Origin of the sequence: Alcaligenes sp. Lyrl_28 (genome assembly GCF_051948705.1) — a bacterium.
Taxonomy (GTDB): domain Bacteria; phylum Pseudomonadota; class Gammaproteobacteria; order Burkholderiales; family Burkholderiaceae_B; genus Alcaligenes; species Alcaligenes ammonioxydans.
Genome location: NZ_JAYJLG010000002.1, coordinates 128,921 through 154,283 on the forward strand (window position 1 = coordinate 128,921; position 25,363 = coordinate 154,283).

Sequence of the window (25,363 nt, forward strand, 5' to 3'; positions counted from 1 at the left end):
GCCTGCCCGCCGAGGCATTTGTCTGTCTGGAGTGGCCCGAAGAGTTGGCTTGTTACGGCCTGATGTTAGCCCGACCAGCCGGCTCGAATGGCGTATAAAAAACACCCCGGTTTCTGATACGGAAACCGGGGTGTTTGGCTCAAAGGCGCTCAAAAAGGGCCTGACAGCCTCCTTGCCTACACAATAGCGGGCAAGACGCGTCCGGCACATTCGCCAAAAGAGAGGGTCGGGTAGCCATCCTGGCGGCAGAAACCCTTAAGAATGACCTCGTCCTGATCTTCCAAGAAATTGCGCTGCTCTCCCCAAGGCAGATCAATCGGGTTCTTGCCCCCCTGGTTCATTTCCAGCAAAGAGCCTTCCTGACCTTTGCCCGGACCGGACAAGGTGCCAGTGCCCAGCAGATCACCGGTTTGCAGATTGCAACCGTTGACGCTGTGGTGGGCAACGAGTTGGGCCACGGTCCAATAGGCTTGCTTGAAGTTGCTGCGCGAGAGCAGGGCCGGATCTTTGTGTTGCTGGCGTGACTGCTCGGTGCTCAGGTACACCTCCAGCTCCACATCCAGCACGCCGCTTTCCAGATTGGCCTGGTCCTGCAAATAGGGCAGGGGCTGAGGATCGGATTCAGGACGACTGAATGGGCGACGGAAAGGAGCCAGAGCTTCCAGTGTTACTACCCAGGGGGAGATGGTCGAGGCAAAGTTCTTGGCCAGGAAGGGACCCAAAGGCTGGTATTCCCAGGCTTGCAGGTCGCGTGCCGACCAGTCATTGAACAGGCACAGACCAAAAACGTGCTCGTCTGCCTGACCGATAGGAATACGGTGACCCGCTTTGTTGCCTTTGCCAATCAGAATGCCCATTTCCAGTTCAAAGTCCAGGCGCTGGCAAGGACCAAAGTTGGGCTGCTCCTGCCCCTCGGGTGGGCGGGTCTGGCCGATGGGGCGCGGGAACTGCTGGCCAGACACACCGATGCTGGACGCCCGGCCGTGGTAGCCAATAGGCACCCACTTGTAGTTGGGCAGCAAGGGTGCATCGGGGCGGAACTGTTTGCCCACTGCTGTTGCGTGGTGCACGGAAATGTAGAAGTCGGTGTAGTCGCCAATCTGGGCGGGCAGGGCGTATTCCAGCTTGCTGCGTTCGATCAGCATGGGGCGCAGGCGCGATTCGGCCGAGGAGCCCTGGCGCAAGTCCTGCGACAAGGCGGCACGCAGTGCGCTCCAATATTCCTGACCCAAGGCCATCAGATCATTGAGAGCCGGTTTGACGCAGGCTGCCAGGGCGTCGGCGGCTTTGCCGTGCCAGGGGGTATCGCAGGCCAGCAGGCCCAGATCCAGGGCGTAGGGGCCGATCGCCACCATGACACGGAAGTCTTCCTGACTGTCACGGCGGCGCGCTACGGCAAAGGGCAGGTTCTGGATAGGAAAGCCGTTGTCGGCCTCGTTGGCGCCGGGCACCCAGCTTTGCAGCGTGGGATCGTGAGTGTCATTCAGATAAGCGTGGGTCATGCCTTTTGTTCCGTAGAGAAATGTTTTTCCAGACCGTCCCAGACGGCATCGTAGTTAGCCTGCAGGCTGTTGCTTTGCAAGGCCCGAGGCGAGGGACGAATCACTTTGCGGGTTTCAAACATAAAGGCCATGGTACCGCGCAGATAGTCCGCCTTGCTCAGATCTGCGCGGCTGGCCTTGTCAAAGGTGCTGGCATCGGGGCCGTGCGGGCTCATGCAATTGTGCAGGCTGGCACCGCCCGGCGCAAAGCCATCGGCCTTGGCATCGTACACACCCTGGATCAGACCCATGAACTCGCTGGCGAAATTACGGTGGAACCAGGGTGGGCGGAAGGTATTTTCCATGGCAAGAATGCGGGGCGGGAAAATGGCGAAGTCCAGGTTTGCCGTACCCGGCGTGTCCGAAGGGGAGGTCAGCACAGTGAAAATACACGGGTCGGGATGATCGTAGCTGATCGAGCCGATGACATTGAAATCCCGCAAATCGTATTTGTAAGGCGCATGCGTGCCATGCCAGGCCACCACATCCAGTGGCGAATGGCTTAATGCGGCGACCCAAAAGCCGCCGGTAAATTTGGCGATCAGTTCATGTGGCTCGCTGACATCCTCGTACCAGGCGACCGGTGTCTTGAAATCGCGTGCATTGGCCAGACCGTTGGAGCCGATCGGACCCAGTTCGGGCAAGCGCAGCGGCGCGCCGAAATTCTCCAGCAGATAGCCCCGGGCGGTATCGTCCAGCAGCTCTACCTTGAAGCGCACGCCACGAGGCATGACGGCAATTTCGCAGGGTTCGATTTCCAGGATGCCCAGTTCGCTGAGCAGACGCAGACGCCCTTGCTCGGGCACGAACAGCATCTCGGCATCGGCGTTGTAAAACACCCGGCGTCCCATGGACTGGTTGATGGCATACAAATGGATGGCAATGCCGCTTTGCGAGTCGCTGCTGCCATTGCCTGCCCAGGTGTGAACGCCGGCCAGAAAATCAGTGGGTGTATCGGGCAGGTTCAGCGGATTCCAGCGCAAGCGGTTGGGGTTGGCCGGCCCGTGTCCGAAGTCCTCATTCCAGTAGGGGGCTCCCTCAAAAGCGGCAAAGGCTCCCTGTTTGGCGCTGGGGCGAATGCGATACAGCCAGGAGCGGCGGTTATCGGCGCGCGGCGCCGTAAAGGCGGTACCGGACAGTTGCTCAGCGTACAAGCCATAGGGGCAGCGTTGGGGCGAGTTGCGCCCAAGGGGAAGCGCACCGGGCAGGGCCTCGGTGGCAAAGGCATTACCAAAACCAATCTGATACTTCAAAGCGCTCATTGGGATCTCCAGATTCAGGCGGCCTGCTCCAGGCAGGTCTGGCGGGCGGCATCCAGGGCTTGCTTGATCACGTCCAGCGAGCCGATATGATTGCACAGCAACAGTACCAGGGCGGCATTCATGGCATGGCTTTGGGCCGTGCTCAGGCCCTGGTGGGCATCGATCAACATCTGGTAGAAGTCGTCAGCCCGTTCCAAGGGGGTATGGGTATTCAGTGTAGACATGAAGCACTCTCCAGGAAATGGCCACAGGCTTTTTGCAGGGCAATACGCACAGCCTGCCCATCCAGATGACGCCAGCGGGCGCACAGGTGTTGATCGGGACGGATCAGATAGCAGGAGCCGGGCTGAGCGTCATAACGCTGACGCAGCATATCCTGGCTGTCGATGATGTCACCTTGGGCCTGGACAGCTGGCGTGCCTGCCGGCCAGACGCGCAGGCGGGTCATGAGACCTTGGGCGACCAATTCTTCTAGCGCTTCAGGCTGGCTGGTCTGGCCTTCGCCAAATTCCAGCAAGGTAAAGCCACTACCCAATTGACCCAGCCACCAGCCTGCCTGACCGTTTTGCTCGATAGGCGCATCGGGGACGCAGGCGCCCAATGGCGTGGCGCAGGCGGCAAATTCGTGTGTGTCAGCCGTATTCAACGGGCTGTCCGGATAAGCGCTGGGCAAGGACAGGCGACCGCTATTGACCAGCACACGGGCAAAGGCGTGGCGACGCGCCAGAATCAAGGCTGCATCACGGAACAGGCGGCTGACTTCGCTTTTAGGGGTAATGAAATCTGTTGAACGGCTGGAGTGACGAATGTTCTCGTCCGCGGCCAGCTCACGTTCATGACGGTAGCTGTCCAGCAGGCTGTCGGGGGCCTGGGCATTCAGAACCAGATTCAGCTTCCAGGCCAGGTTGTCGGCGTCCTGGATACCGCTATTGGCGCCGCGTGCGCCAAAGGGCGAGACACGGTGGGCCGAGTCTCCGGCAAACAGGATGCGGCCATGACGAAAGCGCTCCATGCGCTCGCAGGCAAAGGTGTAAATGCTGACCCACTCCAGTTCAAAGGGGGCGTCGGCACCGAGCAGGGCGCGAATGCGGGGCAGCACGTTCTCGGGCTTGACGGCTTCCACGGGGTCCGCATCCCAGCCTAGCTGGAAGTCGATGCGCCAGACATTGTCCGGTTGGCTGTGCAGCAAAACAGACTGGTTGGGATGAAAAGGCGGGTCAAACCAGAACCATCGTTCAGCGGGAAAGTCCGCCTGCATGCGCACGTCCGCAATCAAAAAACGGTCCTTGAACACGCGTCCGCTGCTGCTTTCACCCAAGGCGCGGCGAATGGCCGAGCGTGAACCATCGCAGGCCAGCAGCCATTCTGCTTCCAGGGTGTAATGGCCTTGCCGGGTTTCTATATCCAGATGCACGCCGTTTGCCTGATTCACCACGTTCAGCACTTTATGGCCGGAGCGCAGCTCGATCAGGGGCTGGGCGCAGACCGCTTCGTAGAGATAGCCTTCGCAGTAGTACTGCTGCAAGTTGATGAAGGCGGGACGCTGGTGGCCTTCTTCCGGCAGCAAATTGAAACTCCAGACCTCCTGGTTGCGGAAAAAAACTTTGCCCACATTCCAGGACACGCCTTTGTCCATCATGCGAGCGCCCACGCCCAGGCGGTCCCAGATGTCCAGGGTGCGCTTGGCAAAGCAGATGGCCCGTGATCCTTTGGACAGCGTCGTGTCGTCGTCCAGAATCACGACCTGGTGGCCTTTGGCCGCCAGGTCCAGAGCCATGGTCAGCCCCACCGGGCCGGCCCCCACCACCACGACAGGGTGGCGGTGATGGGCGGCCGGCGGGGGGGCTTGTGTCAGCTCCAGGGTCTGGTAATTAATGTCTCCCATCTTCTCTCTCCCTGGCCTGGCGTCTTATTGACCTTCGAGCTGCTTCCACATTTCCAGATCGCGCTCGGCGGTCCAGATACGTGGGTCTTCGTGACCGTTGACCTCGTCGTAGGCACGGGACACATCAAAGGGCATGCAGTGATCGAAAATGACCCAGTCCGCATAGCGCGGCTTCATGAAATCGTAGGTTTCGCGGTAGATGGTTTTCAGATCTTTGCCCGCAGCAGCGCCTTGCTGCACGCTGGAATACAAGTCGGTCAGAAAGGCACGGGTGCCTGCCAGGGCCTGACGCACCTCCGTAGCGTTCTTCAGCGCAGGGCCACGGCCAGGAACCATTTTCTCTGCCTTGAATTCGTCCAGACGATCTAATGTGCGTGGCCATTCGCGAAAGTAGCAATCGCCTGCGTAGGGAGTGGACTGATACTCGACCAGATCACCGGCAAACAGGATTTTTTCCTTGGGCAGCCAGGCGATGGTGTCGCCTTTGGTATGGCCGCGGCCTACTTGCATCAGATGGACCTCCAGATTGCCCAGGTCCACCGTCATGTGTCCTTCAAACGTCATGGTGGGCCAGGTCAGGCCGGGAGGGATGGATTCGGCGTTGCGAAACAAGCGAGGAAAACGGCCAATTTCGCTGGCCTTGTCCTGCTCGCCACGTTCCACGATCAGGTCGTAAGTGTCACGGCTGGCCAGGATCTCCTGAGCCTGGTAAGCCGATGCGCCCAGTACGCGCACGGCGTGGTAGTGCGACAGCAGCACATACTTGATGGGTTTGTCGCTGACTTCGCGGATGCGGCGAATGACATCCTGTGCCATTACCGGCGTGGCTTGAGTGTCGATCACCATAATGGCCTCATCACCAATGATGATGCCTGTGTTGGGATCACCTTCAGCCGTGTAGGCGTAGGCATGGTCGGACAGTTTTTCAAAGGCAACGACTTTGTCTTCCAGGTCGTTGTGCGAGGCGAAGGACTTGCTCATGAAAATGACTCCACAGTCGATAGGGATGATGTCAGATTAGTTTATGGCGAATCAGTTAGATATAGGTGAATACCTGAATAGGGTATAGGCCTGCTGTTAAAACGCGCGTGCGCCTGCCTGCCGGAACCGGCATGACAGGCAGACAGAAGGGAAGAGAGCGGGCTTAGCGGCGTTGGCAGCGCGAGCAGTAGTAGGTGGCGCGCTGACCCTGAACGATACGTTTGATGGGCTGTTGGCAACGCGGGCAGGCTTTGTCCACCCGTTCGTACACATTGGCGTGAATGGCAAAGTAGGCACCTGGCTCGCCACTGGCGTTCACGTAGTCGCGCAAGGTGCTGCCCCCTGAGTCCAGGGCGGCCTGCAGGGTGCTCAGGATAGCCGCGTGCAGTTTCTCGCAGCGATGCAGAGAAACTTCACCGGCAGGCAGTTCGGGATGAATGCCCGCCAGAAAAAGAGATTCGGAGGCATAGATATTGCCCACGCCCACGACAATCTTGCCGCCGAGCAGAGCCTGTTTGATGGCCATTCGTCGTCCCTGCAAATGCCGGAACAGATAGGCCGGCGTAAACAAGGGGTCAAAAGGCTCAATGCCTAAAGTACGTAGCAAAGGATGGTTTTCCAGCGGGCCGTCCTGGTGGGCATGCCATAATATCGCACCAAATCGTCGTGGGTCATGCAGCAGGAAGCGGGCCTCGTCAAAAATCCATTCCGCATGATCATGTTTGCGGCGTTCTTCCTCCAGCGCCACGCGCCGCAGGGAGCCCGACATGCCCAGATGGATGATCTGCACGCCTTTTTCAAAATGCAACAACAAGTACTTGCCTCGACGCGTGCAGTCAAGAACGGTCTGGTCTACCAGGCATTGGGGCAAGGAGGCGGGCACGGGCCAGCGCAGACGTGGTTCGTGAACCAGGAATTGTCGGACGTTTTTTCCTTGGATAACCGTCGCAATTCCGCGACGAGTTGTTTCAACTTCTGGCAGTTCAGGCATGGGGGGGTGATACCATCAACAAATCTGATTCCTTTATTGTGCCATCGGGCGTTTTATCGCGCGTATCAGGGCACGGGTTTTTCTGGATGAATGCTCTGACCTTAGCACTAAAGCTGGGCCTGATGTCGTTGCTTGCAGCGGTTTCGGCGCAAGCACAAACCTCACTTCCCATACTCAAGGCGGAGCCGCCTGTCGACACCATCCGCTTGCGCAGCGGACAACTGCCGTTGGTAGGCTTGACCTCGGACATCCTCTATCGCATTTTGGTGGCCGAGGTTGCGGCTTCCCGAGGCGAGTACGATGTTGCCAGCCAGACTTTTCTATCCTTGGCTCGTGACACCAGTGATCCTCGGCTGGCTCAGAGCGCGTTTCAATATGCAATGGCCGACCGTGATCTGGGTCGCGCATTGCGGGCTGCCAAAGAGTGGGCCCTGTTAGCCCCCAACGATGCGGAAGCCAAGGCCACTGCCCTGGCGCTGGAAGCGTCCAGCGGTCAGACCGAAGGCCTGGCAGATGCCTTGTGGCTGCGCATTTCACGGGCTGAAGATAAAGAGCAGGCCGTGGTACAGGCCATGAGCATGGTCAGCAAAATGGTGGATCGCCGACTGGCGCTGGAGGTGCTGGACAAGGCCTTGCAGCAGCCGGTGCGTTCTTTGCCTATCGCCCGTCTTGCTCTGGCCGATACCGCCTGGAGTGCCGGTGACGCAGCACGCGCGGAGCGCGAGGCACGGGAAGCCCTGAAACTGGACCCGCATTCTGAAGCAGCCGCGCAGCGAGTGCTGGAATATGGTATCAAGATTGATCCTTCGGCTGCCTTGCAAAGCGCACGTGCCTTCGTACGCGACAATCCGGACAGCCGCAAGCTGCAGTTATTGTTGGCCAATCGTTTGGTCGAGCGTCAACAGTTTGACGAGGCCCAGGCCATTGTCAGCGCCTTGCAGCGCGCTAACCCGGAAGACTTTGACCTGCTCTATACCCAGGCCGAAATTCACATCCGCGCCAAGGAGTATGCGCAGGCCCGCCAGTTGCTGGAACAATATATTACGGTTCAGCAGCAGCGCCGCCAGTCCTTGAATGACGCCGTCAATACGGCTTTGGCCAGCATCTCCGAAGCTCGCTTGTCCCTGGTGCAGATTGCCGAGGCGCAGGGTGATCTGAACGAGGCTATTCGTCAGCTGGATTTGATCGAGGAGCCTGCGCTGCGTTTTCAGGCGCAGATTCACAAGGCGGTTCTGCAGGCCCGTCAGGGCAACTTGCCCCTGGCACGCCGTACTTTGGAAAGCTCCCGCCCGCGAGATATGAGTGAGCAGGTGGTGGTGGCCCTGACCTATTCCTCCATTTATCAGGACAGCGGTCGTACGGATCAGGCTCTGGAAGTGTTGGAGCGCGCTGACCGTGAGCTGCCCGACAGCCCTGAAATCAAATACAACCTGGCCATGCTGTACGAGCAGCGGGCCAAGCATGATCAGTTCGAGGCTCTGATGCGCCGCGTTATCGAGTTGCGCCCTGACCACGCGAATGCGTATAACGCCTTGGGCTATACCTATGCGGATCAAAATCGCCGTATGGACGAGGCCCAGGATTTGCTTGAGCGCGCCATGGAACTGGAGCCGGACAACCCCTATATTCTGGATAGCGTTGGCTGGTATCTGTTTCGCATCGGTGATTTGCAGGCCGCGCTGGAGTATTTGCAACGTTCCTACGAACGTTTGCCCGAGGCGGATGTGGCTGCCCATCTGGGAGAAGTGCTTTGGGTCAAAGGCCGTCGCGAAGATGCCATGCTGGTCTTTCGGGCGGGCTTGAGTAAAGATCCAGACAATCGCACTTTGACTGAAACCATCAAGCGACTGGGAGTGCCGCTGCCGTGAAGATGTTGAAACAGCGCTTATGGTATCGGGCTGCGGCCCTGACGCTGCTTGCCGTGCTCAGTGCCTGTGCCACCCCCCCCCAGCCCAAGGACGGCAGTGGCGCCGAGGCTGATCAGGCCTCCAGCGCGTTGTCACGTTCAGGTCGCTTTGCCGTAAGCGTGACGCACTCCAGCTCGCAGGTCGAAGCCGTGCAGGGTGGTTTTTCCTGGCGTGATGATGGGCGCAAGCTGATGCTGGATTTGAGCAATCCATTGGGTAATACCTTGGCGCGTGTCTGGGTACTGCCGGGGCAGGCCATTTTGGAGCGTACCGACGGAAGCCAGGAGCTCGCCACTCATCCGGATGCGTTGGTGGAACAGGTTCTGGGCAGCCCCGTGCCCGTGGCCGGCTTGCGGGACTGGCTGCATGGCCGCACGGGCAGTGCCCCCGTTCAAAGTGAACGCAGGGACGATCAGCAAAAACTGAGCAGTTTCGAGCAGTCCGGCTGGCGTGTGACGCTGTCGCGTTACGACGAACAAGGCCCGCGCTTGCTCCAGTTGAACCGTCATGAAGCCAATCGCTCCATCAGCGTGCGTTTGGTTGTGGACCAGTAAAGCGCGAGCAGGTTTGTGTCATGGCGCTCTACAACGTCCCGGCTCCGGCCAAGATCAATCTGTTTTTACACGTCACGGGTCGTCGTGAAGACGGCTACCATTTTCTGCAAACCGCCTTCCGCTTTGTGGATCTGAATGACTACCTGAGCTTCGTTCCTCGTAGCGACGGACAGATCTGCCGGGTACACAGTACCTTGAGCGATGTGGAGCCTGAACAGGATCTGGTGATCAAAGCCGCTCGTGCCCTGCAACAAGCGACGGGCACCCGGCAAGGCGTGGATATCTCTTGTATCAAGAACATTCCGTCGGGAGCGGGGATGGGCGGTGGCTCCAGCGATGCGGCCACGACCCTGATTGCCTTGAACCGTTTGTGGAACCTGGGCCTGAGCCGTCAGGCCTTGATGGATATTGGCTTGCCTCTGGGCGCCGATGTGCCGGTTTTTGTATTCGGACAGGCTGCGTTTGCGGAAGGGGTAGGGGAACAACTGCAGGCCATTCAGATGCCGCCCCGGGACTACATCATCATTCGGCCACCGCAATTTATATCCACAGGAAAAATATTTAGCGCCGAATGCTTGACACGCGATGAGAAACCGATCACAATAACGTTCTTTACTGATTGGCAAGAAAAATTCTGGCAAGCCAAGGATAATAATCCTTATTTTGGCAGAAACAATCTAGAGTCGGTTGCATTTAATCTTTATCCTGATTTGTTGCTGTTAAAGCAGGGTTTGCAAAGTTTAAAATTAAATGCTAGAATGACGGGCTCAGGTTCTTGTTTGTTTGTTGAGTGCAGAGACAAACAAAGCGCCATGAAAGGTCAGTTTGAAATTGACCGAAATAGCAGTAAAATAGATTTTTCTGGTAGCGAAGAATCAAATAGTGGTAAATTGCTGGTCGATCAAACATGGGTTTGTTCTGGTTTGCAAGATCATCCGCTACGCTACTGGATTAAGTAAGTATTTGGGGAATCGCCAAGCTGGTTAAGGCACCGGATTTTGATTCCGGCATGCGAAGGTTCGAATCCTTCTTCCCCAGCCACCTTTCAGGCCTGGCCTGCGATAATGTAAAGCTGTTGAGTCGTTTCCTTGTAGGGGTTTCGATCAACAGCTTTGCTTTTCCTGCATCAAAATCTATCTCCCATCATGGCACAAGACCGATTCATGATCTTCACCGGCACGGCTAATCCTCGCCTTGCTGTCGATGTCGTCAACCACCTTGATATGTCGCTGGGGAAAATGACGGTGGGTCGCTTCTCTGACGGGGAAGCCATGGTTGAAATCAACGAGAACGTGCGCGGTCGCGATGTTTTTGTTCTGCAGCCCACCTGCGCTCCCACTAACGACAATCTGATGGAAATCATGGTGATGGTCGATGCCTTGCGCCGCGCGTCGGCCGGTCGCATCACCGCTGCCATCCCTTACTTTGGTTACGCCCGCCAGGATCGACGCCCCCGTTCGGCGCGTGTGTCGATCTCGGCCAAAGTCGTGGCCAATATGTTGCAAGTGGTCGGTGTTGATCGCGTCATGATGATGGATCTGCACGCAGACCAAATCCAGGGTTTCTTCGACATCCCGGTCGACAATATCTACGCTTCCCCCATTTTGCTGGGCGATATCTGGCGCTGTAATTACCAGGACATGGTGGTTGTCTCGCCTGACATCGGCGGCGTGGTGCGCGCACGTGCACTGGCCAAGCAACTGGAAGTGGATCTGGCCATTATCGACAAACGTCGCCCGCGTGCCAACGTATCCGAAGTCATGAACATCATTGGTGATGTCAACGGACGCACCTGCATCCTGATGGATGACATGGTGGATACGGCCGGTACGCTGTGCAAAGCGGCCGAAGCCCTGAAAGAGCGCGGTGCCAAGGCGGTTTACGCTTACTGTACGCACCCTGTGCTCTCGGGCGAAGCCATCGAACGCATTACGCAGTCCCAATTGAACGAGCTGGTTGTGACGGACACCATTCCGTTGTCCGCCAAGGCCCGCGAGTGCAGCAAGATTCGTCAGCTGTCCTGTGCAGCACTGCTGGGCGAGACCATCTTGCGTATCTCGAACGCCGAGTCGGTCAGCTCCTTGTTCAGCGATTAAGTTTTTTAACGTGTGCTGGTCGCGGCACACGTCAACTAGGTAGTCCGCTACCACTTTTCAGCAGTACGCCTCAAGCGTTCTGCCATTGGAGTTTTAAATGAAATTCACCGCTACGTCGCGTGATGTACAGGGTACGAGTGCGAGCCGCCGCCTGCGTCACGCTGGTCGAGTTCCTGCAATTGTTTACGGTGGCGAAGAACAGCCCGTCGTAATCTCGCTGGACCATAACGAGATCTACCACAACCTGCGCAAAGAAGCGTTCCACGCATCCATCCTGACGATGGAACTGGACGGTAAAGCTGAAAAAGTGCTGTTGCGCTCGGTTCAGTGGCACCCCTACAAGCAGCAGGTTCTGCACGTTGACTTCCAACGCGTTCTGGCTTCGCAAGCCATCACCACCAAAGTTCCTCTGAACTTTGAAGGTGGTGAAGTGTCCCCAGCTGTCAAGCTGAGCGGCCAGGTCATCAGCCACATCCTGACCGAGCTGGAAATCACCTGCTTGCCCGGTAACCTGCCTGCGTCCATCACGGTGGATCTGAGCGGTATGACGGCTAACGCCAACCTGCACCTGGACAGCATCAAGCTGCCACTGGGCGTGACTTACGCTGGCAACGACACCAACCCTCTGCTGGCTGCTGCCTTGCCAGTGGGTGGTGCTGCTGCTTCGGAAGAAACCGAAGAAGGCGCCGAGTAATCAAGATTGCCTGTCGGCTTTGGCCGGCTTGCAGCTTGGCGAATCAACCCCTGTCAGCGTATGCTGGCGGGGGTTTGTTATTTCTGCCTGCGCCATTGCTGGTGTATGCCTCCTGCGAAAACATTCATGTCTGAGCCTATCCGTTTGATTGTTGGCCTGGGTAATCCCGGCCCCGAGTATGAAGCCACCCGTCATAATGCGGGCTTTTGGTTGGCAGACCAGTTGGCCGATGATCTGCATGCGAGCTTCAATCTGGAAAAGTCATTTTTTTCCTGGGTCGCCAAAGCGCGCTTTGAAGGTGAGAACGTCATCATCGCCAAACCCATCACCTTCATGAACAAGTCTGGGCAAGCCGCCGGGGCCTTGATGCGTTTTTACAAGCTCAAGCCCGAGCAGGTGCTGGTCCTGCATGACGAGCTCGATTTGCTGCCCGGACAGGTGAAGATGAAAAAAGGAGGCGGGCACGCGGGGCATAATGGCCTGCGCGATATTCAGTCCGCCTTTGGCACGCCGGATTTCTGGCGCTTGCGCCTGGGGATTGGTCACCCTCGCACCCTGGGCCTGGCCCAGCAAGTGGTGAATTTCGTACTGCATGCGCCCCGTCAAGAAGAGTTGCGCGAGATTGAAGATGGCATGAACCGGTGCCGGCTTATGATGCCTGCCTTGCTGCGTGGCGACTTTGAGCAGGCCACCCGCCAGCTTTATGCTCCGCAGAAGGCCTGATGCATGAAGTCAGTGCCTAGTAGCCCGCTGCGTTTTAGGGATGAGCTCAAAGACTTCTTTTACTTTTTGCGCCATCCCCGCAGCGCCCGACGTTTGCCTGGCAGGGTACCGGGTGATGGCTGGTATCTGGACTGGTTTGCTCCCTTGCCCTGGAAGCGTCTGCTGCAATGGGCGGGCATGCTGTGGCTGATTAATGCATTGGTACTGGGCCCAATCGCGGTCTCGGTGGCGGGTCTAGGTGGTGCACAGCATCGTCTGGACCCGACCCGCATTCCTTGGGCGCAAGCCATCATCTGGGCGCCCATTGTGGAAGAGCTGGTTTTCCGCTTTGTGCTCAGACGTCCGTCCCAATGGCTGACAGTGGTCCCCTTGGCCGTGTTTCTGATGTTTCAGGGACCAAGTGGGTGGTTGATACAAGCACTGCTGGTTTTGTGTCTGGCCGTCTGGATCAGTCGTTATACCGGCATGCCCCGTGAAGCCTTGCCCGCAGATAGCGGATGGTGGCGCAGGTTGGTGGGAGCAGTGCAGGGGAGGGCATGGCGTTTTTCATCCATGCGACGCTATTGGCGTTGCTTTCCCTGGGTGTTTTATGGTGCAACGCTGGCCTTTGGCGCATTGCATTTGTATAACTTCCAGCTCAACAGCATGAGCTGGTATTTGCTGCCCTTGCTGGTCCTGCCCCAATGTATGACCGGTCTGGTGTTGGCCTGGCTGCGTGTGCGTCGAGGCATGGGCGCCTCGATTGTGCTGCATGCCATCTTTAACGGTGGCCCGGTCTTGCTGATTATCGGACTGCTCAAGCTGTTTGACGGTATTCCGGTTTAAGAATACCTGCCGTTCAAGGCGCTCTCCTGTGTCCCCGGCACGACTGTTCTGATCCGTCTGCAGGCGCTGTAGCGCCCAAGGGCGCTACAATAGCGCATCGTTTATATAACTCTTTGATTTTCAGGATACTCATGGCACTGCAATGCGGCATCGTTGGCTTGCCCAACGTTGGTAAATCCACTCTGTTCAACGCTCTGACCAAAGCCGGCATTGCGGCTGAAAACTACCCCTTCTGCACTATCGAACCGAACGTCGGTGTGGTCGAAGTTCCTGACCAGCGTTTGCAAGATCTGGCTAAGATCGTGAATCCCGAGCGCATTTTGCCTGCCGTGGTGGAATTCGTAGACATTGCCGGTCTGGTGGCGGGCGCCTCCAAGGGTGAAGGTCTGGGTAACCAGTTCCTGGCCAATATCCGTGAAACCGACGCAACCGTGCATGTGGTGCGCTGTTTTGCCGATGAGAACGTGATTCACGTTGCCGGCAAGGTGGACCCCTTGGCAGACATTGAAATCATCAATACTGAATTGGCGCTGGCTGATCTGGGCGTGGTCGAGAAAGCCCTTCACCGCAATCAGAAACTGGCTCGTTCGGGCGATAAAGACGCTGCCAAGCTGGTTGCCTTGCTGGAGCGTATCGAAAAAGCGCTGGGCGAAGGCAAGTCCGTGCGCTCGCTGAAGCTGGACGAAGACGAACTGCACCAGATCAAATCCTACGGCTTCATCACCGCCAAGCCCACCATGTACGTGGCCAACGTGAAAGAAGACGGCTTTACCAACAACCCACACCTGGAAGCCGTGCAGAACTACGCTGCCGCTGATGGCGCTCCTGTGGTTGCCGTATGCGCTGCCGTGGAAGCCGAAATCGCTGAGCTGGACGACGCCGACAAGATCGAATTCCTGTCCGATCTGGGCATGGAAGAACCTGGTCTGAACCGTGTGATTCGCGCCGCCTACAGCTTGCTGGGCCTGCAAACCTACTTCACCGCAGGTGTCAAAGAAGTGCGTGCCTGGACCATCCGTGTGGGCGACACCGCCCCTCAAGCCGCTGGCGTGATTCACACCGATTTCGAGCGCGGCTTCATCCGTGCCCAGACCATCGCCTTTGACGACTTCGTGGCTTGCAAGGGCGAACAAGGTGCCAAAGAAGCTGGCAAAATGCGTGCGGAAGGCAAGGAATATGTCGTGAAAGACGGTGATGTGCTGAATTTCCTGTTCAACGTTTAAGCGAGTTGTGCCGGTGGTAGAAATGGCAGGCCCCTCTCGGGGGCCTGCTTTTTTATGCTTCCGTTGTGCCCGGACACGACTCTTGCCTCAGGTGTCGGGCTGCCACTGTTGTGCGAGGTGTGGTTTTAGTGAGCTTGCCGCGCGAGTCGTCTGGAGCCGTTTCTGAATAGAGTGACGGTGCCCTGAGCAATTGGGCTCTGGCTCAGGCGCGAGGCAGAACGCGGCAAGGAGCGGCAAGACAGACCAGCCTAGAAAAGATACGCCGTATTCAAGTACATGGCTGTTTGTGGACGGGTGCCTGGAGCCAGCTGAACGCTGATGCCTGCACCCAGTGTCCAGTGATGGCTGAGCTGACCCGTTACCCCCCATTCCAGCAGTCCTGCATCACGCGCCTCTTCCTGATCCGTGGGCAGGTAAAGGTGGCGTTTACTGTAGGGTCCGTCCTGCAAACGTGCGCCTAGCAGTTCCGCCGGTTTTCTGAATTCGTGCAGCCACTCTGCGGAGGTGTACAAGGACCACTGATGGCTGATGGCGACATTGATTTGGTAGCCCACACTGCTTTGCACAGAACGTTGGGACTGGGCATCAAAACTCATGGTGGTGGACAGATTCGGATCATCTTCGGATAAAGGCTTGATCCGGGATTGTTGCATGCTCAGGCTCAAGAGCGGCCCGTGAGTCACACTTCCTGTCTGCCAGTCGTAGCCCGTGCTGATCTTGCCGCCATACTGCTCGCCCCCCGCTTTGGCCTGATGCTCTCGCGCCGCCGTGCCCAAATACAGATGGCGGCGGGTCTTGTTATCCAGATCGCTGTAGAACAACTGAGCATTCACCCAAAATTTCTCGGATTGCCAGCGTCCGTACAGACCTGCCGATTGGCGCTTTTGACTATATGTTCCTTCCTCGTCCGTGTCGCCATCCAGGTTCTCGTAAGACAGATAGGCACCCAGTGTCCACGCATCCAGCGGTTGGTCCACGCCCAGTTTCCAGGCGGTCTGAATACCCTCCGGGCGCGCATTCGCGCTGTTGCGACTGCCGGTCATGGCTTCTCCCTGAAACCAGACGGCCAGTTCTGAATCCTGGGAGGCGCTAAGCGTTTGCAGACGACGGTCAATATGCTGCATTTGCATTTGGCCGGCCGTGTTGGCCGAGGAGGCCAGCATGGCAACCTGGCTAGGGGCGCTGACGACAGACTGTGCATATTCGGCAAGGAGCTTGTGATGCTCTTCGCCTGTGGCTACCGGAGTCACGCCATAAGCCTGCGGGTCGGCAGCGATCTCCTGCAAAAGTGCTGACACATTCAGGGAAATAGTCTCGGTCGCCGGATCGCTTATTGGCCCAGCCAGCGCGTGGTTGTAGACGTTTCCTGGCAAGAGGGCGGCAGTTGCGCGGGCGTGAGCGGCGGTCTCTTTGTCGGAACCGGCTTGGGCTTGGGTGGCGGCGTGCAGGGCCATCAGAGCCAGAGCAAGACAAGTTTTCTTCATGGGCCTGCTCATTCTGTAAAGAGCCTTTCATCGGCCTGGGCGGTACCGCTTTGAATTGTGTGTGTTGCGGTGTTCACCCTGCCGTGGCAGCTCGGATGGAACAGAAGGATGACGCATTATCGGATTACCGTCCATCTTAGCGAGGGAGCGTTTATTTCTGTGGGACGCTGGCGCGGCGCGTGCTGGTGGGCTAAAGGACCGTTACAAGCAGGTTCAAAGACGAAAAAAAACGCCTGGCAACGGCCAGGCGTGAATCAGTCCCGGATACGTTTACACGCGTCTTACCGGGGCGGCAGCAACGTCTGGGTTGTCTGCCAGCGACACGAATTTCATGCTGCCACCGTCATAGGCATCAATCGTGCCGGACTCAATGTCGTAAACCCAGCCGTGCAGGGTCAGGCGACCTTCTGACATGGCCAGCCGCACGGAAGGGTGGGTCTGGATATTGGCCAGCTGAGCCACCACATTCTCGCGCACCATGGAGGCGATGCGCTCTTGTTCGTTGGCGTGAGTACGCGCCTCGTTGACCAGGCGAGCCGAGTCTGCGTAGCGTAACCAGTGCTCGACGGCAGGCATATGATCCAGACATTGGCAGGACGCGATGGCAGTCATGGCGCCGCAGTCCGAATGTCCGCAGATCACCACATCCGACACGCGCAGAGCGGATACCGCGTATTCCACCGAGGCGGTGACCCCTCCCGGTTCCGGTCCGTAAGAGGGAACGATATTGCCCGCGTTGCGAATCACGAACAGATCGCCCGGCTCACGCTGTGTGACCAGCTCGGGGACCAGGCGGCTATCGGAGCAAGAAATAAACAAGGCGCGGGGGTTTTGTTGTGTAGCCAGATTTTTGAAAAGCTTGGCGCGCTTGGGATAGGCTTCCCGCTGGAATTTCAGGAAACCGTCGATAATGTCTTTCATCCTTGTCCTTGTAGTTCGGCGTGGATAGAAGGTTAACGCGTCCGGGTCATAAGGTAAAATACCGAATTCTGATGCTTTTTATTGGGTTTACTTATAGAAAGGCCCCCTATGCTTTTGCGCCATCTTAATTACTTTCTCGCGGTTGCCCAGTATCAGAGCTTCACCCGCGCTGCGCGCGCCCTGCATGTCTCGCAACCGGCTTTGTCTCAGCAGGTGCGTCAGCTTGAAGAGCATCTGGGGGCGCAACTCTTTGACCGTACGGGGCGTCTGGTTCGTTTGACGGATGCTGGCGAAGTCTATCTGCGTTATGCCCGGCAGGCTTTGCAGGATCTGGAAGAGGGGCGTCGTGCCTTGCACGATGTCAGTGATCTGAGCCGCGGCTCCTTGCGGGTGGCGGTCGCGCCCACATTTACCTCGTATCTGATTGGCCCCTTGGTAGAGGCCTTTCACCGTCGTTATCCTAATGTGCGGTTGGTGGTACAGGAAATGCTGCAGGAGCGTGTGGAAACGCAGTTGGTTGAGGACGAGCTCGATATCGGTATTGCTTTTGAGAAGCCCACTTCGGCGGCGGTTGAGTTTCAGGCCCTGCTGGTTGAGACACTGGCCTTGGTGATGAGCCGCACTCACCCCCTGGCCGAGCGGCGCAGCATTGATCGAGAAACCTTGATGCGGGAATCCCTCGTTTTACTGACTCCTGAGTTTGCTACACGCGGGCAGATTGAACGCTATTGCCGTGAGTACGATCTGGACTTGAATGTATCAATGGAGTCCAACTCGCTCAATGCGGTGATTGAAGTAGTAAGGCGTACGGGTTTGGCGACCTTGCTGCCGGCTGCCATTGCTGGCAATAGCGAGTATCTGGTGGCCGTCAGCCTGGACCCGGCACCGCCGCAACGACGCGCGATCCTGATGCAGCGCAAGGGCGCTTATCAGTCGGCAGCAATGCGTGCCTTTATTGAGTTGGCGCTGAAATACGGTGCGGCCTCGACATTCTGATCGGGCATTGTGCGCTGGTCGCCAGGCGACCAGGCAGACCCTTTACAGAATCACACGCACGCTCTGCTCCAAGGGGCGAAGCTCGCTTTCGCGCGCGGGTTGACCCTGGCTTAAATGCGCCACCAGATCGACGGTGGTAGACAGGCGTGTCAGCATCAGACAGGTCACTTCCTTGCCGGCGACTCGGCTGCTGTGCCAGCAGCCGGGCCGCATGCACACGCCTTGCCCTGGAATGATCCGGAACGCTTTGAGGGTCTTCAGGTCCGGGCCGCCCTCGGGTGTACTTTGGGCCACGATATGAATCACCTCCCCGGTCAGCGGAATCAGAGCCTGCTGGGTCAGCAGGTGATTTTCCAGTGTCGTAATCGAGGGGTCCTGAATGCGGTAATTCACCCATAGCACTTCGGTCTGACCACTTGGACCTGTGTCAAAGGCGTGTTCGTGCCAGAAGTCAGTGGCGGCATTGCTAAATGCGGCTGTGGCTGGGGCAGTGGTCAAACCTTTACCTAACATCCAGCCGTAGGGGGCGAAAACCTCTGGGCTGAGAGACTGAGGGGTGAGGGTGATAGGGCTTGTCATGGGCATCACTCAAAGAAGTGCTAAGGCACCATAGTAACAAGACCGAGGCCTAGTGTCGGATTTGGCCTAGATCAAAAAGCCTGCATTTCGAGGGGTTATTGCGGAACTAAGTCTGGCATCCCCTGTCTTGAAGGAGGCTCGCGATGACTTGGCGGGCCAGTAAAGCCGCCTTTTTGCTCGGGCGGCTTCGCGCTGTTGGCTTTCATGATAAGGGGGTGCTGTGCTTGAAGCGGTTTCGCTGTCCTGCCGACGAGGGCAGCGTCGTGTGTTCTCTGACCTGAGTGTCAAGCTTGAAGCCGGCCAATGTTGTCTGGTCAGTGGCCCCAATGGCAGCGGCAAAACCAGCTTGCTGCGTATTCTGGCCAACATCGCCCAGGCTGATGCGGGGCAACTGCTTTGGCATGAGCGCCCTGTACAGCGTAATGACAGTGATTATCGCCGCAACTTGATGTATGGCGGGCATGCCCCCGGGCTGAATGCCAATTTGTCCGTGCAGGAAAACCTGGACAGCCTCTTGCTGCAGGATCGGGTTGCATGGGAGCGCCAGGACTACGATCAGGCTTTGCGGGCAGGCGGTTTGCTGGCATACCGCCGCGTGCCGCTGCGGCAGTTGTCTGCCGGGCAGCGGCGGCGCGTATTTCTGGTGCGTTTGTCCCTGAGCAATCGCCCTTTGTGGATTCTGGATGAACAGCTCACCGCACTGGATAGCGCCGGCCAGCATTTCCTGGGCGAGCTGATTGCGCAGCATCTGCAAAGGCAGGGGGCCGTCATTCTGACCAGTCATCAGGCCTTGCCCTGGAAGCTGGACGTGCAGCACCTGGATCTGGGGTCGGCATGTTGAGTCTTTTCCTGGCCCTTCTGAAACGTGAATGGCGTCTGGCGGTGCGTCGCCCCGGTGACGTCCTGATCCCCCTGGTGTTCTTTCTGGTGGTGTGCAGCCTTTTTCCATTGGGAGTCGGTGCCGACGCCGCCTTGCTCTCCAAGATGGCTCCGGGCGTGCTGTGGGTTTCAGCCTTGCTGGCTACCTTGTTGTCGCTCAGTCGGCTGTTTGAGCAGGACGAGCAGGATGGCGCCCTGGAGCAGGTTCTGTTTTCTCATTTGCCTCTGGGCTGGTGGGTGTTGGGCAAGGTTCTGGCGCATACCTTGCTGACGGGCGTGCCCTTGCTGCTGCTGGCCCCCATTTTAGGCCTGCAATTTAGCTTGCCCCCAGCCAGTCTGGGGGTGTTGATGCTGTCGCTGGCGCTGGGCCTGCCTGTCCTGACTTTGCTGGGAGCGATTGGCGCGGCCTTGGTGCTGGGCCTGCGTTCAGCAGGGGTGTTGTTGGCTTTGTTGATTTTGCCTTTTTATGTTCCCGTGCTGGTCTTTGGCGCGGGGGCCGTGCAAGCGGTTCAGGCCGGGTTGGGAGCGCAAGCGCACCTGTCCGTTCTGGTCGCTTTTTTACTGTTGGCTTTGTTCTTTGCGCCCCTTGCTACGGCAGCGGCGTTGCGCCTTGCTCTTGAGTAAATGTCATGAATTTTTTGTATCGCTACGCCGCCCCTCAAAACTTTTATGCCCTGGCCGGACGCATGGTGCCTTGGGCTGCGTTTCTGGCGCTGCTGCTGTTTGTGGCGGGGGCGTATGTGGGCTTTTTCCTGGCTCCCACCGATTTTCAGCAAGGCGAGGGCTATCGCATTATTTTTCTGCATGTGCCCGTGTCATGGATGTCCATGCTGATTTATCTGGCCATGGGCTTCTGGTCCCTGATCTGCCTGGTTTTCAATAGTCGTACGGCCGCCATGATGGCTGCCGCGCTGGCTCCGACCGGTGCGATCTGTACGGTGCTGTCGCTGGTTACGGGCGCCTTGTGGGGCAAGCCCATGTGGGGCGCCTGGTGGGTCTGGGATGCCCGTCTGACGTCCGAATTGTTGCTGCTGTTTCTGTACATGGGGTTTATGGGCTTGCGCGGAGCGATTGACGATCCGCGCCGCGCGGACAAGGCCGCCTCCATCCTGGCCTTGGTCGGGGTGGTGAATGTGCCCGTTATCTATTTCTCGGTGCAGTGGTGGAACACCTTGCACCAGGGAGCATCGGTATCGCTGACCAGTTCGCCGTCCATGGCGACCGTCATGTTGACGGGCATGCTGCTGATGAGTCTGGCCATGTGGTGTTACTGCATTGCCATTGCACTGTACCGGGTGCGCAACTTGATTCTTGAACGTGAGGCGCATACCGCCTGGGTTCGCAACTTGCCGGAGGGCTGAGGATGCATTGGTCGAGTGTGAGCGATTTTTTCGCTATGGGCGGCTATGCCGTGTATGTCTGGGGTTCGGTGCTGGCCTGTGCCGTGCTGATCCTGGGCGAGGTGCTGGTTGCACGGGCAGGGCGGGCACGCGCCTGGCAGCGCGTGCGTGACGAGCGTGCTCTGGGAGAGCAAGGTCATGACTAAGCGACAGAATCGTCTGGTACTGATTTTGGGGGCTCTGGTGGTACTGGGCGCTGCGACGGCCCTGATCCTGAATGCCTTTCAAAGTAGTCTGGTGTTCTTCTTTACCCCTACCGAAGTCAGCCAGGGACAAAGCCCCGAGAACCGCACCTTCCGAGTCGGTGGCATTGTGCAGATGGACAGTATCCGTCGCGGTGGAGATCAAGGCATGGCCGTGAACTTTGTGGTCACCGATGGTGCGGCCCAGGTGCCCGTCAGCTACACCGGGATTTTGCCCGACCTGTTTCAAGAAGGGAAAGGCGTCGTGGCCCAAGGTCGCTTGAACGAACAGGGACATTTTGTGGCGGAAGAAGTGCTGGCCAAGCACGATGAGAACTACATGCCGCCGGAGGCCATGCACGCCATGGAGCAGGCCGAGCGTGCGAAACAAGGAGCTCAGCCATGATCCCGGAACTTGGGCACTTTGCCCTGATTCTTGCGTTTGTGCTGGCACTGGCCCAAGGCATTGTGTCCTTGTATGGGGCCTGGCGCGGCAATCTGGCCTGGATGGCCTTTGCCCGTCCAGCGGCCCGCTGGCAGTTTGGTCTGGTGGCCTTCAGCTTGCTGTGTCTGGCCTGGTCCTTTGCCAGTTTTGATTTCTCCGTGGCTTATGTGGCGCAGAATTCCAGCACCAAGCTGCCTTTGTTCTATCGCATTGCTGCGGTGTGGGGCGGGCATGAAGGCTCGCTGCTGCTGTGGATGTTCATGCAAACGGGCTGGGCCTTTGCCGTCAGCATTTATTCGCGCTCCTTGCCTGAGGCCATGCTGGCTCGTGTACTGGGTGTGCTGGGTCTGATCACGGCCGGTTTCTTGCTGTTTGTGCTGATCAGCTCCAACCCCTTCGAGCGCATGTTCCCGGTTCCGGCAGAAGGTCTGGATCTGAACACGCTCTTGCAGGATATTGGCCTGATTGTTCACCCGCCCTTGCTGTACATGGGGTATGTGGGTTTTTCGGTGGCCTTTGCCTTTGCAATTGCCGCTTTGCTGGCCGGGCGTCTGGATGCCAGCTGGGCGCGCTGGTCGCGTCCCTGGACGACAGCTGCCTGGCTGTTTCTGACCCTGGGTATCGCTGTAGGCAGCTGGTGGGCCTATTACGAGCTGGGTTGGGGCGGCTGGTGGTTCTGGGACCCGGTGGAGAACTCCTCCTTTGTGCCGTGGTTGGCGGGTACCGCCTTGATTCACTCTTTGGCGGTCACGGAAAAACGCGGCAGCTTCAAGAACTGGACGGTTCTGCTGGCAATCAGCACCTTCTCGCTGTCGATTCTGGGCGCCTTTCTGGTGCGCTCCGGTGTGTTGACATCCGTACATGCGTTTGCAACTGACCCGGCTCGCGGTGTGTTCATTTTGAGCCTGTTCGCCGTCATCGTTGGCAGCTCCCTGATCCTGTTTGCCTGGCGGGCGCCGCGTGTTGGCGCAGGTGGGCAGTTTGCCGTGGTATCGCGTGAATCCTTGCTGCTGGTCAACAACGTCCTGCTGGTCGTCGTGACGGGCACGGTTCTGTTGGGGACTTTGTACCCCCTGATTATGGATACGCTGGGTCTGGGCAAAATTTCCGTGGGGCCACCTTATTTCAACAAGGTGTTTGTGCCTTTGATGATCCCGGCGCTGGTCCTGATTGTGTTTGGTGTGCTGGCTAACTGGAAGCGGGCCAACTTGATGGACATCGTGCGCCAGTTGGCCTTGGTGATTGTGTTCAGCGTGGTGCTGGGCGCAGCCATTCCTTTGCTGTACGGCCAGTGGCAGGGTACCGCCGCTTTGGGCGCCGGCCTGGCCATGTGGATTGTGCTGGGCAGCTTGTTTGATGTGGTCAAGCGTGTGCGCGCCACGCGTTCAGGCGTGTTCTCTCAGCCGCGCAGCTGGCTGGGCCAGCATCTGGCTCATATCGGCGTGGCCGTCTTTGTGCTGGGGGTGACCATGGTCAGCCACTACGAGACAGAAACCGATGTCTTGTTGCAGCCTGGCCAGACGGCGCAGGTGGGCGCGTATGACGCGCGCTTTCAGGGCGTGCGTATTGTGCCCGGCCCGAACTACTCGGCCGAGCGTGGCACGGTGGAGCTGCTGCAGGACGGCAAAGTAGTGTCGACCTTGTACCCGGAAAAGCGTACCTATCTGTCCTCGGCTTTGCCCATGACGGAATCGGCGATCAACGCCAATGGCTTGCGCCATATTTACGTGGCGCTGGGCGATAACTTTGAGCAGGGTGGCTGGAGTGTGCGTCTGTACTACAAGCCCCTGGTGGACTTTATCTGGCTAGGCTGTTTGCTGATGGCCCTGGGCGGTGGACTGGCAATAAGTGATCGACGCTATCGCGCCAGGCAAACCCGTGCCGCTGTGCAGAGCAAAGCCATGAATACGCAGGTACAGGCATGAATCGTTTTACTGTTCCTCTGATTGGCTTTGTCCTGTTGCTGGTTTTTCTGGGCATCGGTCTGACGTTAAAGCCGAGCGAAGTGCCTTCACCGTTACTGGACAAACCTGCACCCTCTTTCAGTTTGCCTCAGTTGCACAATCCCGAAGTCAGCTTTTCGGGCGAGCAGATGAAGGGGCGTGTCTGGCTGCTGAATGTGTGGGCGTCCTGGTGCTATCCCTGTCTGACCGAACACCCCTTTATCAAAGAGCTGTCCACTGAGCACAAGGTGCCGGTGGTGGGGTTGAACTACAAGGACGTGCCTGAGGAAAGCCGCGAGTGGCTGCTGCGCAACGGCAATTCTTACGAAGTGTCCGTTATGGACAGGGATGGCCGCGTAGGCATTGATTTTGGCGTGTATGGCGTACCGGAGACCTTTGTCATCGACAAGCAGGGCATTGTGCGCTTCAAGCATATCGGCCCTGTCTCGCGTGAATCCATGGAGGAGACCTTGTTGCCCTTAATCCGTCGTTTGGAGCAAGAGCCATGATGATGCGTGTATGGATGGCCGCTTTCCTTGCCAGTATGTGGCTGCTGGTACCGACCGCTCAGGCGCAGTCTGACGCGCAGGGAGTTCAGGAGTCAGTGATGTTGGAAATTGCCGCCGAGCTGCGCTGTCTGGTGTGCCAGAACGAATCCATTGCCGCTTCGCGTGCCGAGCTGGCTGTGGACTTGCGCCATCAGATCATGGAGCAGTTGGGGCAGGGCCGCAGCCCGGATCAAATCCGCTCGTATATGGTGGACCGCTACGGCGACTTCATCTTGTATCGCCCGCCCTTCAAGTCCACCACGGCACTGCTCTGGCTGGGACCAGCCCTGTTGTTACTGACTGGCTTTCTGGTTTATGCCTTTACCCTGCGCCGTCGACGCCGTGCGGGTGATGAAACGGCCCTGACGGATGAGCAACGCCGTCAAGCCGATGCCCTTTTGCAGGGTTCTTCTCGGGATGAACAATCGTGACTATTGTTTTTTATAGCGTAGCCGCGCTGCTGGTACTGCTGTGTGCGGCCTATCTGATGCTGAGCGTCAAACGCAAGCCAGCCTTGCAGCGTGTGGTTGAACACAAGCAGGCGAACCTGGCGATTTTGCGCGAGCAGTTGAAAGAAATTGAGCGGGACAAGCAGGCCGGTGTCTTGTCCGCTCAAGATTTCGAGCAGGCGCAGATGGATTTGCGTCAGCGCGTACTGGAAGAGAGCGAAGGGCTTAAAACGGAGACTGTTCAGCACACTGGCGCCCCCAGGCTGGCCTGGACCCTGATGATCAGCATCCCGATTGCTGCCATCGCCCTGTACTTTTATCTGGGTAACCCGGTGATGCTGGACCCTGCCGCCGTGCAGCAACAGGCTAACGCACAGCCCGTGGATATTGAGGCCATGGTGGCCCGTCTGGAACAGCGTCTGAAAGAAAACCCGGATGACCCGGGGGCCTGGTTGATGATGGCCCGCTCGCACCGTTACTACGGTCGTCATCAGCAAGCGGCAGAGGCCTATGCCAAAGCCATGCCGGTGGTGGACGGAGACCCGACGGCACTTGCTGAATATGCCGAGTCCATGTTGCTGGCTGGAATCGACACCCTGGATGGGTTGCCCGGCCGTTTGGTCAAACGTTCCCTGGATCTGTATCCGGAAGAGCCCTTGGGCCTGATGCTGGCGGGGGCTGCGGCTTTGCACAAGGAGCAGTATCCGGCCGCCATCGATTACTGGCAGCGTTTGCTGGCGCAGTTCCCGCCCGATTCGGAAACCGCCAAGGTCGTGAATCAGGGCTTGCAACTGGCGCGTGAGCGTATGCGTATGCCAGCGAACTCGGAACCGGAACCTGCCGCGGCTCCCTGAT

27 protein-coding genes and 1 tRNA gene are annotated in these 25,363 nt (G+C 58.1%); 19 read left to right on the forward strand and 9 right to left on the reverse strand.

What is annotated here, in order from left to right; genetic code table 11:
• Window positions 1-176: 176 nt before the first annotated feature.
• The 6 genes from fahA to mutM form a co-directional block, all read right to left on the reverse strand.
• Window positions 177-1,502: a fumarylacetoacetase gene (gene fahA / locus VF694_RS05185; RefSeq protein WP_219235598.1), complete on the reverse strand. Its 1,326-nt coding sequence runs from the start codon at window positions 1,500-1,502 to the stop codon at window positions 177-179.
• Window positions 1,499-2,803, reverse strand: coding sequence for a homogentisate 1,2-dioxygenase (hmgA, locus tag VF694_RS05190; RefSeq protein WP_219235600.1), 1,305 nt, complete (start codon window positions 2,801-2,803; stop codon window positions 1,499-1,501). Before hmgA ends, fahA begins: the two co-directional genes overlap by 4 nt.
• Window positions 2,804-2,817: 14 nt before the next feature.
• The gene (locus tag VF694_RS05195) at window positions 2,818-3,027 is read right to left on the reverse strand and encodes a DUF2783 domain-containing protein (RefSeq protein ID WP_003803823.1); all 210 of its coding nucleotides are present in this window, start codon (window positions 3,025-3,027) and stop codon (window positions 2,818-2,820) included.
• A complete protein-coding gene (locus VF694_RS05200) occupies window positions 3,015-4,688 on the reverse strand; it encodes an FAD-dependent oxidoreductase (protein ID WP_003803821.1) in 1,674 nt (557 codons plus the stop codon). Before VF694_RS05200 ends, VF694_RS05195 begins: the two co-directional genes overlap by 13 nt.
• A 24-nt stretch (window positions 4,689-4,712) precedes the next feature.
• Complete coding sequence (locus tag VF694_RS05205) at window positions 4,713-5,669, reverse strand: MBL fold metallo-hydrolase (protein WP_003803820.1); 957 nt, start codon at window positions 5,667-5,669, stop codon at window positions 4,713-4,715.
• Window positions 5,670-5,832: 163 nt separating this feature from the next.
• A complete protein-coding gene (gene mutM, locus VF694_RS05210; RefSeq protein ID WP_131071284.1) occupies window positions 5,833-6,660 on the reverse strand; it encodes a bifunctional DNA-formamidopyrimidine glycosylase/DNA-(apurinic or apyrimidinic site) lyase in 828 nt (275 codons plus the stop codon).
• A gap of 122 nt (window positions 6,661-6,782) precedes the next feature.
• Between mutM and VF694_RS05215 the strand changes: the two genes are divergently transcribed.
• From VF694_RS05215 to ychF, 9 genes are all read left to right on the forward strand, one after another.
• Complete coding sequence (locus tag VF694_RS05215; protein ID WP_230406242.1) at window positions 6,783-8,528, forward strand: tetratricopeptide repeat protein; 1,746 nt, start codon at window positions 6,783-6,785, stop codon at window positions 8,526-8,528.
• 2 nt (window positions 8,529-8,530) lie between these two features.
• Complete coding sequence (locus VF694_RS05220; RefSeq protein WP_059318641.1) at window positions 8,531-9,121, forward strand: outer membrane lipoprotein LolB; 591 nt, start codon at window positions 8,531-8,533, stop codon at window positions 9,119-9,121.
• A gap of 20 nt (window positions 9,122-9,141) precedes the next feature.
• Window positions 9,142-10,080: a 4-(cytidine 5'-diphospho)-2-C-methyl-D-erythritol kinase gene (gene ispE, locus VF694_RS05225; RefSeq protein ID WP_059318642.1), complete on the forward strand. Its 939-nt coding sequence runs from the start codon at window positions 9,142-9,144 to the stop codon at window positions 10,078-10,080.
• Window positions 10,081-10,085: 5 nt separating this feature from the next.
• Window positions 10,086-10,162: transfer RNA gene (locus VF694_RS05230), tRNA-Gln, on the forward strand.
• A gap of 104 nt (window positions 10,163-10,266) precedes the next feature.
• A complete protein-coding gene (locus VF694_RS05235) occupies window positions 10,267-11,217 on the forward strand; it encodes a ribose-phosphate pyrophosphokinase (RefSeq protein WP_003803813.1) in 951 nt (316 codons plus the stop codon).
• 97 nt (window positions 11,218-11,314) lie between these two features.
• On the forward strand, window positions 11,315-11,911 hold the full coding sequence (locus tag VF694_RS05240) for a 50S ribosomal protein L25/general stress protein Ctc (RefSeq protein ID WP_003803811.1): 597 nt from the start codon (window positions 11,315-11,317) through the stop codon (window positions 11,909-11,911).
• Window positions 11,912-12,037: 126 nt separating this feature from the next.
• Window positions 12,038-12,634 carry an aminoacyl-tRNA hydrolase gene (gene pth, locus VF694_RS05245; RefSeq protein WP_003803810.1) on the forward strand — a complete coding sequence of 199 codons (597 nt, stop codon included), beginning with the start codon at window positions 12,038-12,040 and terminating at the stop codon, window positions 12,632-12,634.
• A 3-nt stretch (window positions 12,635-12,637) separates the two neighbouring features.
• Entirely contained in the window at window positions 12,638-13,459 is an 822-nt protein-coding gene (locus VF694_RS05250) for a CPBP family glutamic-type intramembrane protease (protein ID WP_003803808.1), read from the forward strand.
• Window positions 13,460-13,590: 131 nt separating this feature from the next.
• The gene (ychF, locus tag VF694_RS05255) at window positions 13,591-14,682 is read left to right on the forward strand and encodes a redox-regulated ATPase YchF (protein ID WP_003803805.1); all 1,092 of its coding nucleotides are present in this window, start codon (window positions 13,591-13,593) and stop codon (window positions 14,680-14,682) included.
• 248 nt (window positions 14,683-14,930) lie between these two features.
• Here the strand turns inward: ychF and VF694_RS05260 are convergent, their stop codons facing one another.
• Together VF694_RS05260 and VF694_RS05265 are read right to left on the reverse strand one after the other, a co-directional pair.
• Window positions 14,931-16,166 (reverse strand): autotransporter outer membrane beta-barrel domain-containing protein, encoded by a 1,236-nt coding sequence (locus VF694_RS05260; protein WP_440163872.1) that lies wholly within the window; start codon window positions 16,164-16,166, stop codon window positions 14,931-14,933.
• A 270-nt stretch (window positions 16,167-16,436) separates the two neighbouring features.
• Window positions 16,437-17,087 carry a carbonic anhydrase gene (locus VF694_RS05265; protein ID WP_003803801.1) on the reverse strand — a complete coding sequence of 217 codons (651 nt, stop codon included), beginning with the start codon at window positions 17,085-17,087 and terminating at the stop codon, window positions 16,437-16,439.
• A 108-nt stretch (window positions 17,088-17,195) separates the two neighbouring features.
• Here VF694_RS05265 and cynR point away from each other — a divergent pair, with 108 nt between their 5' ends.
• Window positions 17,196-18,083: a transcriptional regulator CynR gene (gene cynR / locus VF694_RS05270; RefSeq protein ID WP_003803800.1), complete on the forward strand. Its 888-nt coding sequence runs from the start codon at window positions 17,196-17,198 to the stop codon at window positions 18,081-18,083.
• A 42-nt stretch (window positions 18,084-18,125) separates the two neighbouring features.
• Here the strand turns inward: cynR and VF694_RS05275 are convergent, their stop codons facing one another.
• Window positions 18,126-18,668, reverse strand: coding sequence for an ureidoglycolate lyase (locus tag VF694_RS05275; protein ID WP_230406250.1), 543 nt, complete (start codon window positions 18,666-18,668; stop codon window positions 18,126-18,128).
• Between the two features lie 214 nt (window positions 18,669-18,882).
• Here VF694_RS05275 and ccmA point away from each other — a divergent pair, with 214 nt between their 5' ends.
• Genes ccmA through ccmI form a run of 9 tightly spaced genes read left to right on the forward strand, consistent with a single transcriptional unit; the run spans window position 18,883 to window position 25,362 of the window.
• Complete coding sequence (gene ccmA, locus VF694_RS05280; protein WP_039943770.1) at window positions 18,883-19,503, forward strand: cytochrome c biogenesis heme-transporting ATPase CcmA; 621 nt, start codon at window positions 18,883-18,885, stop codon at window positions 19,501-19,503.
• On the forward strand, window positions 19,497-20,165 hold the full coding sequence (gene ccmB / locus VF694_RS05285) for a heme exporter protein CcmB (RefSeq protein ID WP_003803794.1): 669 nt from the start codon (window positions 19,497-19,499) through the stop codon (window positions 20,163-20,165). Before ccmA ends, ccmB begins: the two co-directional genes overlap by 7 nt.
• A gap of 5 nt (window positions 20,166-20,170) precedes the next feature.
• Complete coding sequence (gene ccmC, locus VF694_RS05290; protein WP_003803793.1) at window positions 20,171-20,902, forward strand: heme ABC transporter permease CcmC; 732 nt, start codon at window positions 20,171-20,173, stop codon at window positions 20,900-20,902.
• A gap of 17 nt (window positions 20,903-20,919) precedes the next feature.
• Window positions 20,920-21,087: a heme exporter protein CcmD gene (ccmD, locus tag VF694_RS05295; RefSeq protein ID WP_230406251.1), complete on the forward strand. Its 168-nt coding sequence runs from the start codon at window positions 20,920-20,922 to the stop codon at window positions 21,085-21,087.
• Window positions 21,080-21,529: a cytochrome c maturation protein CcmE gene (ccmE, locus tag VF694_RS05300; protein WP_003803788.1), complete on the forward strand. Its 450-nt coding sequence runs from the start codon at window positions 21,080-21,082 to the stop codon at window positions 21,527-21,529. The genes ccmD and ccmE overlap by 8 nt, the downstream gene beginning before the upstream one ends.
• Window positions 21,526-23,493 (forward strand): heme lyase CcmF/NrfE family subunit, encoded by a 1,968-nt coding sequence (locus VF694_RS05305; protein WP_003803787.1) that lies wholly within the window; start codon window positions 21,526-21,528, stop codon window positions 23,491-23,493. The genes ccmE and VF694_RS05305 overlap by 4 nt, the downstream gene beginning before the upstream one ends.
• Window positions 23,490-24,020 (forward strand): DsbE family thiol:disulfide interchange protein, encoded by a 531-nt coding sequence (locus VF694_RS05310; protein WP_003803786.1) that lies wholly within the window; start codon window positions 23,490-23,492, stop codon window positions 24,018-24,020. The genes VF694_RS05305 and VF694_RS05310 overlap by 4 nt, the downstream gene beginning before the upstream one ends.
• Window positions 24,017-24,490 (forward strand): cytochrome c-type biogenesis protein, encoded by a 474-nt coding sequence (locus tag VF694_RS05315; RefSeq protein WP_059318647.1) that lies wholly within the window; start codon window positions 24,017-24,019, stop codon window positions 24,488-24,490. The genes VF694_RS05310 and VF694_RS05315 overlap by 4 nt, the downstream gene beginning before the upstream one ends.
• The gene (gene ccmI, locus VF694_RS05320; protein WP_003803784.1) at window positions 24,487-25,362 is read left to right on the forward strand and encodes a c-type cytochrome biogenesis protein CcmI; all 876 of its coding nucleotides are present in this window, start codon (window positions 24,487-24,489) and stop codon (window positions 25,360-25,362) included. The genes VF694_RS05315 and ccmI overlap by 4 nt, the downstream gene beginning before the upstream one ends.
• The last annotated feature ends 1 nt before the right edge of the window (window position 25,363 follow it).

What these genes read in the sequence shown, in the direction of transcription:
- fahA (WP_219235598.1), bottom strand. Translation starts at nt 1,502, where the DNA reads ATGACCCACGCTTATCTGAATGACACTCACGATCCCACGCTGCAAAGC.
- hmgA (WP_219235600.1), bottom strand. Translation starts at nt 2,803, where the DNA reads ATGAGCGCTTTGAAGTATCAGATTGGTTTTGGTAATGCCTTTGCCACC.
- VF694_RS05195 (WP_003803823.1), bottom strand. Translation starts at nt 3,027, where the DNA reads ATGTCTACACTGAATACCCATACCCCCTTGGAACGGGCTGACGACTTC.
- VF694_RS05200 (WP_003803821.1), bottom strand. Translation starts at nt 4,688, where the DNA reads ATGGGAGACATTAATTACCAGACCCTGGAGCTGACACAAGCCCCCCCG.
- VF694_RS05205 (WP_003803820.1), bottom strand. Translation starts at nt 5,669, where the DNA reads ATGAGCAAGTCCTTCGCCTCGCACAACGACCTGGAAGACAAAGTCGTT.
- mutM (WP_131071284.1), bottom strand. Translation starts at nt 6,660, where the DNA reads ATGCCTGAACTGCCAGAAGTTGAAACAACTCGTCGCGGAATTGCGACG.
- VF694_RS05215 (WP_230406242.1), top strand. Translation starts at nt 6,783, where the DNA reads ATGTCGTTGCTTGCAGCGGTTTCGGCGCAAGCACAAACCTCACTTCCC.
- VF694_RS05220 (WP_059318641.1), top strand. Translation starts at nt 8,531, where the DNA reads ATGTTGAAACAGCGCTTATGGTATCGGGCTGCGGCCCTGACGCTGCTT.
- ispE (WP_059318642.1), top strand. Translation starts at nt 9,142, where the DNA reads ATGGCGCTCTACAACGTCCCGGCTCCGGCCAAGATCAATCTGTTTTTA.
- VF694_RS05235 (WP_003803813.1), top strand. Translation starts at nt 10,267, where the DNA reads ATGGCACAAGACCGATTCATGATCTTCACCGGCACGGCTAATCCTCGC.
- VF694_RS05240 (WP_003803811.1), top strand. Translation starts at nt 11,315, where the DNA reads ATGAAATTCACCGCTACGTCGCGTGATGTACAGGGTACGAGTGCGAGC.
- pth (WP_003803810.1), top strand. Translation starts at nt 12,038, where the DNA reads ATGTCTGAGCCTATCCGTTTGATTGTTGGCCTGGGTAATCCCGGCCCC.
- VF694_RS05250 (WP_003803808.1), top strand. Translation starts at nt 12,638, where the DNA reads ATGAAGTCAGTGCCTAGTAGCCCGCTGCGTTTTAGGGATGAGCTCAAA.
- ychF (WP_003803805.1), top strand. Translation starts at nt 13,591, where the DNA reads ATGGCACTGCAATGCGGCATCGTTGGCTTGCCCAACGTTGGTAAATCC.
- VF694_RS05260 (WP_440163872.1), bottom strand. Translation starts at nt 16,166, where the DNA reads ATGAAGAAAACTTGTCTTGCTCTGGCTCTGATGGCCCTGCACGCCGCC.
- VF694_RS05265 (WP_003803801.1), bottom strand. Translation starts at nt 17,087, where the DNA reads ATGAAAGACATTATCGACGGTTTCCTGAAATTCCAGCGGGAAGCCTAT.
- cynR (WP_003803800.1), top strand. Translation starts at nt 17,196, where the DNA reads ATGCTTTTGCGCCATCTTAATTACTTTCTCGCGGTTGCCCAGTATCAG.
- VF694_RS05275 (WP_230406250.1), bottom strand. Translation starts at nt 18,668, where the DNA reads ATGCCCATGACAAGCCCTATCACCCTCACCCCTCAGTCTCTCAGCCCA.
- ccmB (WP_003803794.1), top strand. Translation starts at nt 19,497, where the DNA reads ATGTTGAGTCTTTTCCTGGCCCTTCTGAAACGTGAATGGCGTCTGGCG.
- ccmC (WP_003803793.1), top strand. Translation starts at nt 20,171, where the DNA reads ATGAATTTTTTGTATCGCTACGCCGCCCCTCAAAACTTTTATGCCCTG.
- ccmE (WP_003803788.1), top strand. Translation starts at nt 21,080, where the DNA reads ATGACTAAGCGACAGAATCGTCTGGTACTGATTTTGGGGGCTCTGGTG.
- VF694_RS05305 (WP_003803787.1), top strand. Translation starts at nt 21,526, where the DNA reads ATGATCCCGGAACTTGGGCACTTTGCCCTGATTCTTGCGTTTGTGCTG.
- VF694_RS05310 (WP_003803786.1), top strand. Translation starts at nt 23,490, where the DNA reads ATGAATCGTTTTACTGTTCCTCTGATTGGCTTTGTCCTGTTGCTGGTT.
- VF694_RS05315 (WP_059318647.1), top strand. Translation starts at nt 24,017, where the DNA reads ATGATGATGCGTGTATGGATGGCCGCTTTCCTTGCCAGTATGTGGCTG.